Origin of the sequence: Sporosarcina soli, assembly GCF_042655805.1 — a bacterium.
Lineage (GTDB): Bacteria > Bacillota > Bacilli > Bacillales_A > Planococcaceae > Sporosarcina > Sporosarcina soli.
Window position 1 is genome coordinate 93,569 of the sequence record NZ_JBHSNO010000016.1, and the last position, 14,502, is coordinate 108,070.

At 42.5% G+C, this 14,502-nt stretch carries 10 protein-coding genes and 1 riboswitch; of the genes, 3 read left to right on the forward strand and 7 right to left on the reverse strand.

The window, feature by feature from the left end; translation table 11 throughout:
• The first annotated feature begins 57 nt into the window (after window positions 1-57).
• A riboswitch (SAM riboswitch) is annotated at window positions 58-168 on the forward strand.
• A gap of 86 nt (window positions 169-254) precedes the next feature.
• Together ACFPRA_RS21140 and metH are read left to right on the forward strand one after the other, a co-directional pair.
• Window positions 255-2,102 (forward strand): bifunctional homocysteine S-methyltransferase/methylenetetrahydrofolate reductase, encoded by a 1,848-nt coding sequence (locus tag ACFPRA_RS21140; RefSeq protein WP_381439137.1) that lies wholly within the window; start codon window positions 255-257, stop codon window positions 2,100-2,102.
• The gene (gene metH, locus ACFPRA_RS21145; RefSeq protein WP_381439140.1) at window positions 2,095-5,544 is read left to right on the forward strand and encodes a methionine synthase; all 3,450 of its coding nucleotides are present in this window, start codon (window positions 2,095-2,097) and stop codon (window positions 5,542-5,544) included. Before ACFPRA_RS21140 ends, metH begins: the two co-directional genes overlap by 8 nt.
• 159 nt (window positions 5,545-5,703) lie before the next feature.
• Here the strand turns inward: metH and ACFPRA_RS21150 are convergent, their stop codons facing one another.
• Both ACFPRA_RS21150 and ACFPRA_RS21155 read right to left on the reverse strand, forming a co-directional pair.
• Window positions 5,704-6,834 (reverse strand): glycerate kinase, encoded by a 1,131-nt coding sequence (locus tag ACFPRA_RS21150; protein ID WP_381439142.1) that lies wholly within the window; start codon window positions 6,832-6,834, stop codon window positions 5,704-5,706.
• Between the two features lie 447 nt (window positions 6,835-7,281).
• Complete coding sequence (locus tag ACFPRA_RS21155) at window positions 7,282-8,256, reverse strand: Rpn family recombination-promoting nuclease/putative transposase (protein ID WP_381439144.1); 975 nt, start codon at window positions 8,254-8,256, stop codon at window positions 7,282-7,284.
• Window positions 8,257-8,555: 299 nt separating this feature from the next.
• On the opposite strand from ACFPRA_RS21155, the gene ACFPRA_RS21160 reads away from it, so the two are divergent.
• A complete protein-coding gene (locus tag ACFPRA_RS21160; protein ID WP_381439146.1) occupies window positions 8,556-8,771 on the forward strand; it encodes a hypothetical protein in 216 nt (71 codons plus the stop codon).
• A gap of 136 nt (window positions 8,772-8,907) precedes the next feature.
• On the opposite strand, the gene ACFPRA_RS21165 is transcribed toward ACFPRA_RS21160, so the two are convergent.
• The 5 genes from ACFPRA_RS21165 to ACFPRA_RS21185 all read right to left on the reverse strand — a co-directional run bounded on the left by ACFPRA_RS21165 (window position 8,908) and on the right by ACFPRA_RS21185 (window position 14,251).
• Window positions 8,908-9,624, reverse strand: coding sequence for a LutC/YkgG family protein (locus ACFPRA_RS21165; RefSeq protein WP_381439149.1), 717 nt, complete (start codon window positions 9,622-9,624; stop codon window positions 8,908-8,910).
• A gap of 2 nt (window positions 9,625-9,626) precedes the next feature.
• On the reverse strand, window positions 9,627-11,051 hold the full coding sequence (locus ACFPRA_RS21170) for a LutB/LldF family L-lactate oxidation iron-sulfur protein (protein WP_381439151.1): 1,425 nt from the start codon (window positions 11,049-11,051) through the stop codon (window positions 9,627-9,629).
• 38 nt (window positions 11,052-11,089) lie between these two features.
• A complete protein-coding gene (locus ACFPRA_RS21175) occupies window positions 11,090-11,806 on the reverse strand; it encodes a (Fe-S)-binding protein (protein WP_381439154.1) in 717 nt (238 codons plus the stop codon).
• Window positions 11,807-11,971: 165 nt separating this feature from the next.
• Window positions 11,972-12,703, reverse strand: a complete 732-nt coding sequence (locus tag ACFPRA_RS21180; protein ID WP_381439156.1) for a FadR/GntR family transcriptional regulator — start codon at window positions 12,701-12,703, stop codon at window positions 11,972-11,974.
• Window positions 12,704-12,952: 249 nt separating this feature from the next.
• The gene (locus ACFPRA_RS21185; RefSeq protein WP_381439158.1) at window positions 12,953-14,251 is read right to left on the reverse strand and encodes an MFS transporter; all 1,299 of its coding nucleotides are present in this window, start codon (window positions 14,249-14,251) and stop codon (window positions 12,953-12,955) included.
• Window positions 14,252-14,502: the final 251 nt, after the last annotated feature.

Consider the following 14,502-nt stretch of genomic DNA (forward strand, 5'->3'; position numbering starts at 1 on the left):
ACGTTTACCAATCCCCCTGTTATGATAATTAAAATTATTCCCAAAACTAAATATTATGTCTTATCAAGAGAAGCCGAGGGACTGGCCCTATGACGCTTCAGCAACCAGCCGAAAGGTAAGGTGCTAATTCCAGCAGGATCATGACTTTTTTGATCCCGAAGATAAGAAGGTGCGAATGCATAATGTCGAAAAGCCTTCTTTCTAGAAGGCTTTTTTATTTTTTACTTTTTAATAATGAAAGGATAAGAATAACGATGAACTTGCTAGATACACTCAAAACGAATGTACTCACTGCCGATGGTGCTATGGGTACGATGCTCTATTCATATGGTATCGATTTTTGCTATGAAGAGCTTAATGTTGAAAAACCGGATATCATCGAGAAAATACACCAAGAGTACATCTCGGCTGGTACGGATATCATTCAAACGAATACATACAGTGCCAACGCGATTAAACTTGCTCGCTACGGACTGGAAGATCGGGTAAAAGATTTCAATGAGGCAGCCATTCAAATTGCCAAGCGGGCAGCCGCACCAGGTGGTCAATTTGTATTGGGGACAATTGGCGGGATTCGCGGGATTCGAAAAAGTGATGCTTCATTGGATGAGATTATAAGGTTTGTCCAGGAACAAGCGGAAGTCCTATTAGCTGGAAATCCAGATGGACTTTTACTTGAAACCTATTATGATTTTGAAGAATTATCTTCCGTCGTTACTCATTTAAGGAGACTGACTGATACACCTATTATCGCACAAGTATCGATGCATGAACCCGGCGTCTTACAAAATGGTATATCACTTAACGATGCCTTGCACCAACTTGAAGCGACAGGTGCGGATGTCGTCGGCGTCAACTGTCGACTCGGACCACACCATACAATACAAGCTTTCGAAGGTGTGACGCCTCCTAAAACTGCTTTTTTATCGGCAGCGCCAAACGCCAGTCTTCTTGATATCGAAGATGGACGGATTGTCTATGTCGACGAAGCAGATTATTTTGGACGCGCGGCGGTCTTGCTCCGCGATGAAGGTGTACGTTTGATCGGCGGATGCTGTGGCACGACACCAAAACATATCAAAGCCGTCAAGCAACGGATTGCGGATTTACCACCAATCGTCAATAAGATAGTGAAAGTGCCGAAACCGATTGTCATTCAAGAGGCCGATCCAAGAAAAAATGAACCTTTACATGAAAAAGTCAAAAGAGAACGTTCCATTATCGTTGAACTGGACACTCCTCGCCATCTCAACACACAGAAATTTTTAGAAGGCGCGGATGTACTGTACCAAGCCGGTGCTGATGCAGTGACAATGGCAGATAATTCACTCGCTTCTCCGCGTATTTGTAATACGGCAATGGGTTCTATTTTAAAGCATGCAAACAACGTCCGTCCCCTTGTCCATATTACATGTCGCGATCGAAATTTGATCGGTCTTCAATCCCACTTAATGGGACTCGATGCGCTGGGTATTCACGATATACTCGCCATCACCGGCGATCCGACTAAAGTGGGAGACTTCCCTGGAGCAGCGAGTGTTTACGATGTATCAAGCTTAGAATTACTTCAACTGATTAAACAATTGAATGAAGGCATTTCCTTTTCCGGGAAACCGCTGCAAAAGAAAGCCAATTTCTCCGTTGCAGCGGCATTTAATCCAAACGTTCGTGTCATAGAGCGTGCTGTCAAAAGGCTGGAGAAAAAAATCGAGTGCGGCGCAGATTATTTTATTACCCAGCCTGTCTATTCAAAAGAAAAAATTATCGAAATCCATGAAGCGACAAAGCATATAGAGACACCGATTTACATAGGGATTATGCCTTTGACGAATATCCGAAATGCTGAATTTTTACACCATGAAGTGCCGGGTATCAAATTATCTGATGAAGTACTTGAGCGCATGCGCAAACATGGTGACGATAAACAACAATCGGCGAAGGAAGGCCTTCAAATTGCGAAAGAATTGATCGATACGGCTGCACAATTATTTAACGGTATCTACATTATTACACCGTTCCTTCGTTACGATCTATCACTTGAATTAATCCAACATGTACAAGCAATTGATGCAAAGAAAGAGGGAATGGCAACTCATGTCTAAACACCTAATTGAACAACAACTCCAGAAAAGAATACTCATCATGGATGGGGCGATGGGCACCATGCTTCAAAATGCCAATCTTTCTCCCGAAGATTTCGGCGGTGAAGAATATGATGGCTGCAACGAGTATTTAAACGTGACAAGACCCAATGTCCTTGACCATATTCACCGTGAATATTTGCACGCTGGTGCAGATATCATTTCGACGAATACCTTTGGCGGGGCAGCGATCGTCCTGGATGATTATGATTTAGGCGATCAAGCCTATGATATTAATTTCCGAGCAGCGCAAATCGCAAAAAAATGTGCGAATGACTTTTCCACCCCGGAATGGCCACGGTTCGTCGCGGGGGCGATGGGACCGACAACAAAAACATTATCCGTAACGGGCGGCGCTACATTTGACGGTCTCTCACACGACTTTTATATTCAGGCAAAGGCGCTGATCGAAGGCGGTTGCGATTTACTGTTAATGGAAACCAGCCAGGATATGCTCAACGTCAAAGCTGGGACGCTTGGCATCAAGCGCGCTTTCGAAGAGACTGGACAAGAATTGCCCGTGATGATTTCCGGGACGATAGAACCGATGGGTACAACGCTAGCGGGTCAAAGCATCGAAGCATTTTATATTTCAATAGAGCATATCAAGCCGCTTTCTGTCGGTCTCAACTGTGCAACCGGACCGGAATTTATGACGGATCACCTCCGCTCCCTTTCAGAGCTGGCGACAAGTTATGTCAGTTGTTATCCAAATGCCGGGCTACCGGACGAGGAAGGTCATTACCATGAATCGCCTGAATCTCTTTCGAAGAAACTAGAAGGTTTTGCCGATAAAGGCTGGCTAAACATCGTCGGGGGGTGCTGTGGAACAACACCTGCACATATTCGTGCCATCCGCGAAGTTGTGGCGGATAAAAAACCGCGTCAAAGCCCGGAAATAGCGCATGGTCATACAGTGTCTGGTATTGAACCGCTCCTCTATGACGATTCGATGCGTCCACTGTTGATTGGCGAACGGACAAACGTCATCGGTTCCCGAAAGTTTAAACAGCTCATTGTGGACGGTAAGTTTGAAGAAGCATCAGAAATTGCGCGCGCTCAAGTGAAAGGCGGCGCCCATGTCATTGATATTTGTCTCGCAAATCCGGACCGTGATGAACTTGACGATATGACAAAATTTATGAAAGAAGTCGTCAAAAAAGTGAAAGTGCCTCTTGTGATCGACTCGACGGATGAAAATGTGATAGAAGAGGCGTTGAAATATTCACAAGGAAAAGTAATCATCAATTCCATCAACTTGGAAGACGGCGAAGATCGATTTGATGCTGTCCTGCCGCTTGTCAAAAAGTATGGTGCCGCTGTCGTTGTGGGGACGATCGATGAACCCGGAATGGCAGTTACGCGGGAACGTAAACTCGAAGTTGCCGAGCGGTCGTATGATCTCCTCGTTAACAAATGGGGATTAGCGCCGGAAGACATCATCTTTGATCCGCTCGTTTTCCCAGTTGGAACAGGTGATGAACAATATATTGGCTCTGCTGTAGAAACAATTGAGGGGATTCGTCTCATTAAAGAAAAAATGCCGCGTGCGTTGACGATTCTTGGTGTGAGTAACGTGTCTTTCGGGCTCCCCCCTGTCGGTCGCGAGATATTGAACGCTGTGTACTTATATCACTGTACGCAAGCGGGACTCGATTACGCGATTGTCAATACGGAGAAGCTTGAACGTTATGCTTCTATTCCTGAAGCGGAAATTAAAATGGCGAATGATCTGCTCTTTGCTACAACGGATGAAACGTTGGCGGAATTTACAAATTTCTATCGCGGGAAGAAAAAAGAGAAAACGGAAGATGATATACCGAAAACGGTCCCGGAACGACTTAGCTATTATGTAGTGGAAGGAACGAAAGAGGGCTTGATTCCCGACTTGGAAGCGGCACTTGACCTGTATGACGCGCCTCTCGATATTATCAATGGACCGTTAATGGACGGCATGGCGGAAGTCGGCCGCTTATTTAACAACAATCAACTGATTGTTGCAGAAGTGCTGCAAAGTGCCGAAGTGATGAAGACATCTGTCTCCTTCCTCGAGCAATTTATGGAAAAAAATGAGGGAGACACGGGCAAGGGGAAAATCGTTCTAGCCACCGTAAAAGGCGATGTCCATGATATCGGAAAAAACCTGGTCGATATCATTTTGAGCAATAACGGCTACACAGTCGTCGATATTGGGATTAAAGTAACTCCATCTACACTGATCGATGTGATCCGTAAAGAAAAACCGGATATTGTTGGATTATCAGGCCTACTTGTCAAATCCGCCCAGCAAATGGTCATCACTGCTCAGGACTTCAAAGCTGCGGGAATCGATTTGCCCGTGCTCGTTGGCGGTGCAGCATTGACGCGAAGATTTACCGATACAAAAATTGCGACAGAATACGATGGTCCGGTTTTATACGCAAAAGATGCAATGTACGGGCTCGAACTTGCCAATCGTCTTCAAAACAAAGAAGAGAAAGCAACACTCTTAATGGAACTACACGAACAACGAGAAAAACGAGCAGCAAACGATGCCATTAAGGCGGAAAAACAAGCCAATGCTCCCGCGGTAGCCGTTGCAACACGACCTGTAAAAACGGTACGCGAGGATGTTCCAGTGAGAGTTCCAAAAGATTTACGGCGTCGGATTCAAAAAGATTATTCCATCTCCCATCTCTATCCGTACGTCAATATGCGGACATTGATCGGCCATCATCTTGGACTGCGGGGCAATGTCGATAAAATGTTGGAAAATAAAGAACCACGTGCTTTGGAGCTGCATGAAATGGTCACCGGTTTTTTAGAGTCAGGCAACTTGACAGCATCCGGTCTCTATCAATTTTTCCCGGCCCAATCCGATGGAGATGACGTCATTATTTACGATCCAGCAGATTCAAAAACGGAAATTGAACGCTTCACTTTCCCGCGTCAAAGTAAGGAACCCTTTCTCTGCTTAGCCGATTACTTAAAGCCAATTTCTAGCGGCGAGATGGATTATGTCGGATTCATGCAAGTGACAGCAGGACACGGCGTACGCGATTTCGCAAATAAATTAAAAGAAGAAGGGAAGTTCCTAGAAAGCCACGCATTCCAAGCGACCGCACTTGAACTCGCAGAAGGATTTGCGGAACGGATCCACCAAGAAATGCGCGACCAATGGGGCATTCCAGATGCAACTGATTTTACGATGCGCGATCGCTTTGCAGCAAAGTATATCGGGCAACGATTTTCCTTCGGCTATCCGGCCTGTCCCAACTTGGAAGACCAAGCTAAATTATTCAAATTGCTAAAACCAGAGGACATTGGTGTCCATTTAACAGAAGAATTCATGATGGAACCAGAAGCCTCGGTTTCCGCAATCGTTTTTGCCCATCCAGATGCGAGATATTTCAATGTTGACTAACTCGGAAAAATAATAAATGAAAAGGCAATAAGAACGCACTGCCATCAGGGCGTAGACAGAGTTATTTTATGACAATGTCTACGCTCTTTTTTGAAATTAAACTGTCGACACTTGTACCAGTCCTGTCATATTATCACTTCGATTTGACAGCCCTTTATTTTAAATGCCCAAATATTGTTCCAGCACTTCTTTTGTTTTTTGTTGTAAATAATAAGCAGCATGCTTCATTAATTCATCTACCGAACGGGTTCCATCGGATACTTCATGTAATTCAGTAAAAAACGGTTGCAAGGCCTCCCTGCTTTCTTCATCCACCATACCCGAAATTAACAGGACTGGTTTTCCTTCCTGACGTGCCACTTCTGCTATGCCGAAAGGTGTTTTTCCCGATAACGTCTGTATATCGGTTTTGCCTTCTCCCGTTAAAATCAGATCCGCTTCATTTAGCTGTTCGTGAAATGCAATCGCTTGTAACACGACATGAATGCCTTGTTGCATTTCCCCTGGCATAAATGCTTGAAATGCACCACCTGCTCCACCAGCTGCACCTGCCCCTTTTTTCGCGTGAAGTGATATGCCTATTTGTTGTTCAACGACATTCGCAAAGGTGTTAAGTGCTTGATCGAGATGAGCCACCATTGCAGGCGTCGCTCCTTTTTGCGGACCGAAAACAGGAGATGCACCTGTAGGACCGATAAAAGGATTTTCAACATCTGAAGCAATGAGAAAATGGCTTTCCGCAATTCGCTTATCAAAATGAGAACTGTCCATTGTATGTAGTTCATTGAGAGCACCGCCTCCCGGATTCAGCTCTACGCCCTCTTTGGAAAGGAATTTCATGCCAAGTGCTTGTAACATCCCGGCTCCTGCGTCATTCGTCGCACTACCGCCAAGCCCGATGATGAATTTACGAAAGCCAGCATCTAGTGCATATCGGATAAGTTCTCCTGTTCCATAAGACGACGTAACGAGTGGATTCCTTTCGTCTTCATGTAAAAGCGTAAGACCCGAAGCTTCCGCAATTTCAACGACACACGTTTCCCCATCCCCAAGCACACCATAGTTTGCTTCAATAGTTCTACCTAGCGGATCCTGGACAGCGCAAGCCACTTCTGTCCCTTGCGTGGCCCCCACTAAACTATGCATCGTCCCTTCTCCACCGTCAGCGGCCGGTAATAAAACAGTCGTAATGGTTGCATCATAGTCCTTCACTCCAGCAGCCATTGCTTGTGCCGCTTCCACCGCGGTCAGACTCCCTTTAAAAGAATCCGGTGCTACGATAATTTTCATCATGGTCACCCCTTCATTATCATAATCATTATGCTTACAATATTACACTTCCAAATCAATTACGCCTCGGCGTAATTGCGAATCAAACAGCGAAGAGTTCGATTGGCCGTATTTCTGCGTTTTTTTGCAGAAATTAAGGCACTTTCAGGACGCGGCGATCTTAGCTTGAGTTCTTCTAATTAGCAAGGAGTTTGGATTCCCTCTGATTGAAATGTATTCTAGTATTCATCCCGCCACTTATGGAAGTGGGGGACTTCTGTAGCTGACGCTTCGCTTTCAGTACAAAAAGATTTGCTGAATCAAGTTAAACGTTAATTGTTGCAAATGTATAGATGCTTCTATAACAGCATTTCGCCATTCGAAAAGGAGGCAAATTCAAAATTTGCCCCTTAAAACGGATTCATTTTTTCATATCCGCTCAACGCTAACTAAGTATAACACCACTTCCTATCCATTCAATTTTCTCAACTTCTCAATCGCCTCTCTATCCAAACGTGTCACTTTGGCGATAAATTCAACGGAAGAACCTTCTTTTAACATTTCAAGCGCTACTTGTTCAATACCTTTTACTATACCCTGTTCAATTCCTTTTCTTTTCCCTTCTTCTTGAAAATGTGCAAAAATTGCCTCCATTGTAGGGGATAACTCTTCCCCGTTAAATTGAACCATGTCGTTCGCCTCCTTCTGTATTATCGGGATCATTGTTTCATGAAACTTTTTGGATAATTCCTCTGGTAAAAGTAGTAAATAGTCGATAAAGTAAAGTACAGCCAGAATCTCTGAACGGGAATTTTTATTATCGGTAATAATTTTCTTCATTAGTTTCATCTTAAACGCATATCGTTTGTCTACATCTTCCCGTGTGTCGTTCATATATTTTGCCGCAAGGACAACTTTGCTGAAGAGCTTATCCGATTTCTCCAGCTCTTCATTATCATAATCGTTAAGCTTACAATTAGTATACGCATAGTGTAGCTCCGTGCCAAAATAAGAGTAGTTGAATTGAGTCGGAAACCTACTTTCATGCGGCGATGTCATGACAGCGATTGCGACAATCTCCTTATGATAGCGATCATAAATCCGATAAAAGTATTGAAACATGCGCTCAGCAAAGTCCTTTTCATTGTCGCTTTGCACTTCTACGTGCATCAATATCCACTTTTCCTCACCGTCTTTTAAATGCACTTTGACAAGTTGATCCGCCCACTGACGACCTTTCTTTTTATCCATGATTTTCTGGAAAAGCTCCTGTTGCAAAAACTCCGCTTCTTTCGTAAAATCGACTTGCGCATGTAAATCCGGTTTGAAAAATAACAAAAAGTCTTCAAAAAGGTCCCCAATCACTTTCTTCCAAAGCCCGTCCTGATCGATAACATCCGTCTTATAATCGGACGACTTTTCCCATACCAATGCTGTTACCATACTTTCACAACACCCCCTAAGCAAGTTTTCAGACTTCTATCCTCACCCTATTATACTTCCAATTAAAAGTAAATTGTTGCAAATGTATATACACTTCGATAAGAGAATTTTGCCATTCGAAAAGGAGACAAATTTAAAATTTGTCCCCTAAAACGACCCTACTATTTTTTAAAGACCCTCAAACTTCTATTTCTCATCCATTTCTAATCTTCGTCTCACCAGTCTATCATTTACAAACGGTACGCTATAACTACAGAAAGACAACGGCTGACACCACACAAAAAATGGAGGGATTCTTGATGTTGACCAAACTTCAAACTTTAAAAGCATTTATCCAAAATAAAATCCATGAACGCTTTTCATACTCCATTTCCTATGAAGGACAAGTCTATAACGGGCTCTATGACAATGCGTTCATGAACTGGTTCAATCCGAATCCATTGAGTAAAGATGAAATCAAAGAAATTCAACAGGTGAAACGTGCTATCAACGCTAAAATGCACCATTTGATTTAAACCCCTTATTTTCCAAACAGACCCGAAAAGATGTCTACCCCTTTGCAAATCGGGGATTCTGGCAAGGGATAGACAGGGAACTATAACAAACGCAAGTTTTTCAGTAGTCTTCTGGCTATGACAAACCATTTCTATTCTATAAATCTTCAACAACGATATAGGTCGCTTTGATCGGCCCATGAACACCCACAACGAGGATCATTTCGATGTCTGCTGAGTTGCTAGGTCCTGTAATAAAGTTAATGCAAGAGGCTACTTGCTCTCCGCTTTTTACTTTTTCACGAATGATACGAGCAGCTTGTGTCATTCGTGGAACAATGCTGCTTTTCGGAATAATGATGACAGAATTAGCCGGTAAAAAGCTGACCGTTCTTCCTTTATCCTTACTACTAAAAAGGACAGCTGTTCCTGATTCCGCTAGGGTGATATCACTAATCGTGATTCCGACGTTTGCAACATTAGCCTTATCAATATTTACTTCCTTTTTTGTATGGTCCCACACATGAAGATCTACACTGTCCCGCGGCCATTCTTCATTCATTAGCTTAGCTAAGCTATATTGAGCAAAACGCTCATCTTTCCATGAAACGACCGGGCCTCCGCCGTAATTGTTTACAACTTCTTTCAGTGAGCCGGAAAGCCCCGCTAAATTGGTGAGCACAAAATTGGTATGGATATTTTTACATTGTTCTTGTAATACACCGACTAAGTCATCTTGTGTAGCATTTTTTAGCACTTCGTCTTGAGGGTGGAATTTCCATTCGGGTCTTTTTACAACCTTTTTTCGGTCACGGCCCAAACGATTGGCGATTTTCCCTAAAAAGGCTTCACGATTCTGTATCGTGCCATTCATGATTATTCCCCTCCCTTTGGACGGTTATGAAACCAATCCCGGAATCTTTCTTTATTTGGTGCTGGGAATTCTCTAGCCTCTGTCCAAGCTTTTAGTGGACCGGGGCCTTTTGAAATTTTAGCTCCCTTTGTAAAGGGCGACATGGCAGGTGACGCCATTTTTGAACCAATTTTATATAATGCGGGTGAGGATGCGCCAAGACCAAAAGCTTTCATGACTAACTTTTCAGATACCGGGGCGCGTCCTTCCTTCTCTACGATGACTTGGCGATGCTTATGAAGAAGTTCGTGTAATGGGATTTTTACTGGACAGGCTTCTGTGCAGGCACCACATAAGGTAGAAGCGTAAGGTAATTCTTTATAATCATCATACCCGCCAAGTAACGGTGATAAGATGGCTCCGACAGGACCCGAATAAATGGAACCGTAAGAATGACCTCCCACATGGCGATAAACCGGACAAGCATTCACACATGCTGCACAACGAATACATTGCAGAATCGACTGGAATTCTCCACCCAGAATATCAGATCTGCCATTGTCAACGATGACCAGATGAAACTCTTCCGGACCGTCGACATCTCCTTCTTCTTTTGGACCCGTTAAAGTGGTAATATAGCTCGTTAGTTTTTGCCCCACTGCACTTCTCGTCAATAAACTTACAAGAACTTCCATTTCTTCAAAAGTAGGAACAAGCCTCTCCATTCCCATCACCGTAATTTGCGTTTTCGGTAATGCAGCAACTAAATCCGCATTTCCTTCATTCGTTACTAACGTGATGGAACCTGTTTCAGCAATGGCAAAATTACACCCTGTAATTCCTACATCTGCAGTTAGGTATTCCTGACGCAGTTTTTCACGTGCATGTAAAGCAAGCTCTTCTGGTTGTTCCGTTTTATCGTAGCCTTGTTTTTCTTTAAAGACATCACGGATTTGTTCTTTATTTTTATGTAAAGCAGGAACTACTATATGTGATGGCGGTTCATGGTCATCCACTTGCAGAATGTATTCGCCAAGGTCTGTTTCAATAACTTCACAGCCCAAATTCTCCAGACCCGCATTCAAGTTGATTTCCTCTGTCACCATCGACTTGGATTTCACAACTTTCTTTGCATTTTTCTGTTTTACCACGTTTTGAATATATTCTGTTGCTTCTTCAGCAGTCTGCGCAAAGTAGACATGACCGCCTCTTTTGGAGACATTCTCACTCAATTCCTCTAAATAATAATCCAAATTCTCTAGTACATGCTGGCGGATTTCCTCTCCATGCGAGCGCCAATCTTCCCAGTTTCCTAACTCTTTTGCGGCAGCTAAACGACGTGTTTGAAATCGCTCTTGCGCACTAGAGACCGCACCGCGCATAAACGAATCCTGTAATCCTTTATCTACACGATCATTAAACTTATCAGTACTTATTTTCATTGCCATTTGAGAAGATCCCCCTTTCTAATCGTTTATTTATTCCTTTATCGACTATTCAGCACCTCAGCAATATGCATCACTTTAATCGGCTTCCCTTGCCGATCAATTCTGCCTCCAATATTCATTAAACAACCTGCATCCGCGCCAATTAATAGATCTGCCCCTGTTTCTTCCACATTACATACTTTTTCATCGACCATTTGCTCTGAAATGTTCCCCATTTTCACAGAAAAAGTTCCACCGAACCCACAGCATCGCTCTTTACCTGGGAGCTCTGTATATTCTAAGCCTTTGACGTGATTTAATAACTTCATAGGCGCTTGTTTCACCCCTAATAATCTCGTCATATGACAGGAAGTATGGTAAGTAGCTTTTCCTTCTAAATGAGCGCCTACATCTTCCACTTTCAATACATCAACGATAAATTCAGTGAATTCATACGTTTTATCTGCCAACGCCTGTGCTTTTGGCTCCCATTTAGGATCACCTTTGAAAACATGTGGATACTCTTTGAACATGTATGCGCAAGAACCTGACGGGGATACGACATACTCAGCATGCTCAAACGTAGAAATCATTTTTTTCATCGCATTTTTCGTATCTTCTACGTATCCGCTATTATATGAAGGTTGGCCACAGCAAATTTGCGATTCCGGAAATTCAATTTCACATCCGAGTCTTTCTAACACCTCAACGACAGCTTTTCCAACATCTCCTTGAAACATATCTACTAAACAAGTTGCAAAAAGAGTTACTCTCATATTTCCTCACTCCCTTAACATTTACGCTATTCCCTGAGCCCATCAAGTCAACCGGTCATCTGATGATTAGTGAATAGAAAATTCTTATCTATTTATAGGCTACTGTAAATTAATGAATAAAAAGGAGGGTCTCCTATTGAATAACCTCCCTTCCTTCTAAATTTCCTACTGCTTGTCAATTGCTTCATGAAAATATTTCTTCAAGATATTTTCTACATTTTCAATATGGGACATCATCGCTTTTCGAGCTTTTTCCTCGTCCTTCTCTACAATCGCTTGATAGATTTTTAGATGTTCTTGGTATAGTTTCTCGATCGTTGTCTGTTTTGAGAAGAACCATATACGTCTTGTTTCTTTCATTGTTTCAACCATGAGTTCCGATACTTGATCTAGCAAAGTGGATAATATCGGATTACGAGATGCGGCAGATAAGGCTAAGTGAAACTTTAAGTCCGCCTTCTCACCAAGTTCTTCGTCACTGGTCCCTGCTTGCTTCATTTCTTCTAAAGCTTCAGCCATAATCGCTAAGTCTTCTGTATTTCGGTTATTTGCTGCTGATGCAGCAGCTCCTGTTTCAATAATCTTCCTGACTTCTAAAAGATGGGAGATATCTTGTTTGTTCATAAGGATGGCAGTTGATAAGGGGAAAATTAGTTGCTCCGCTTCAAACTGCTTTACAAAGGTCCCTTCCCCTTGTTTCATTTCAACCAAACCCATTGCCTTTAAAGCGGACAAGGCCTCTCTTGTAGCTGATCTACTCACCTGAAAATTTTCGGCTAGCTGTTGCACGGATTCGAGCTTATCGCCTGGCTTTAATTGGCCAGTCCGAATCATTTCATGTAAAGCCTCAGCTACTTCCTCATATATCTTTTTGGGTTTTATTTGTTTATATTGCAACCCATTCCACCTCACTGTCCCCTTTAAATAGTTACATTGTAACTATATTATACATCATAATTTTTGAATCAGACTTAAAAAACTCAAATCCCCTCGCTCTCCCGTTTTTTCAATCAAATTAGATAGCCTCACTTACAATTGCATTTTCAATTTTTATGTATTTCTTTCGTTCAATCGATAGGTTTAATCGGCAAGGTTTTCCCTACGCCGATTAAACGTAATAAGTAGAAAAGTATCTTTCCAACAAACTTAACTGCTAACTTCAAGTTTCGAATCTATACGTTCCTTTGTTTGACTGTTGCCCTTTACAGAAGCAATGGCAATTAGACTGATCACTGCAGCCAAAATCATATAGAGGGCAACCGGAACGTAAGAACTATTAAAAGTAGCCAATAAGGCTGTTGCCACAAGCGGCGCCGTTCCTCCTGCAACTGCTGCACCAAGCTGATAACCTAATGAAATACCGGTGTTACGAATTTTTGCTGGGAAAAATTCCGACATCATCGTTCCCTGTACAGCATTGAGAGATCCCCAAATGACTCCAAGGCCAATAACTGTTGCTAAAGTTAGTAAAAATGCCGAACCTTGTTGCAACATCCAGAAATATGGAAAAGCGTATAATACAGTCGCCACAATACCAAATAAGTAAATTTTCTTTCTACCAATTCGATCTGATAGATGCCCAATAATCGGAATTAGAATCGTAGCAACTACTGAGCCAATGACAACAGCATTCAAAGCTTCAGTTCGATTAAATGACAAATGGGATGTTGCGTAGGAGACAATAAAAGTTCCGTATATATAAAATGGTGCCGTTTCAACCACTTTCGCCCCCATTGCGATTAACACTGCTCTCCAATGGAAACGTAAAGTATCTGCAATCGGAAGCTTTGAGATTTCACCTGCTGCTTGAGCTTTTTTAAAGTCAGGTGTTTCATCAATCCCTTTCCGAATCCATAAGCCCACTAAAACAAGTAAGGCACTTAATAAGAACGGTACTCGCCATCCCCATGACATAAACTGAGCTTCTGGTAAACGGGTCATCACGGACATAGCCAGCGATCCTAAAATTAAACCAATGGAAATCCCCATTTGCGGCACACTTCCAAATAACCCTTTTTTATTTTTCGGTGCATATTCAACCGCTAACAATAAAGCACCGCCCCATTCACCACCAAGTGCCAATCCTTGTAAAAAACGTAAGCAAGTTAGAAAAATTGGCGCCCAAATTCCGATCACTTGGTAAGTAGGCAACAAACCCATAGCGAAAGTGGACAAGCCCATTATACTTAGCGTCATTACTAACGTCTTTTTTCTACCTAAACGGTCCCCAATATGACTAAAAACAACCCCACCGAAAGGTCGTAAGAAAAAGGCAATGGAAAAGGAAGTATAAGCGAGAATTAATCCCATTACTGGATCCTCACTTACGAAGAATAACTGATTAAAAACTAAAGCAGCTACCGTCCCATATAAAAAATAATCAAACCACTCAATCGCGCTGCCTATTAAACTAGCGGATAATACCCTCACATTCAACTTTGACATTGTGTTTCCCCCTTGAATAATGAATTCTCCCACATTTAAACCGCTTACAATTCCTTCACAATTCATATAACATCAAGTCATCAGATGACTCGATAACCTTATGGTCGTATTCTATCACGAGGTTTGAAGCTTGTAAATATCACTATTGCAAAAAATAAGTTTTTTCCGACATTCTATTTTATTTGACTTTAAAAACGTCCACCCCTTGCGAATCAAGTATTCTCGCAAGGGGTGGACGGAGCTATAGCAAA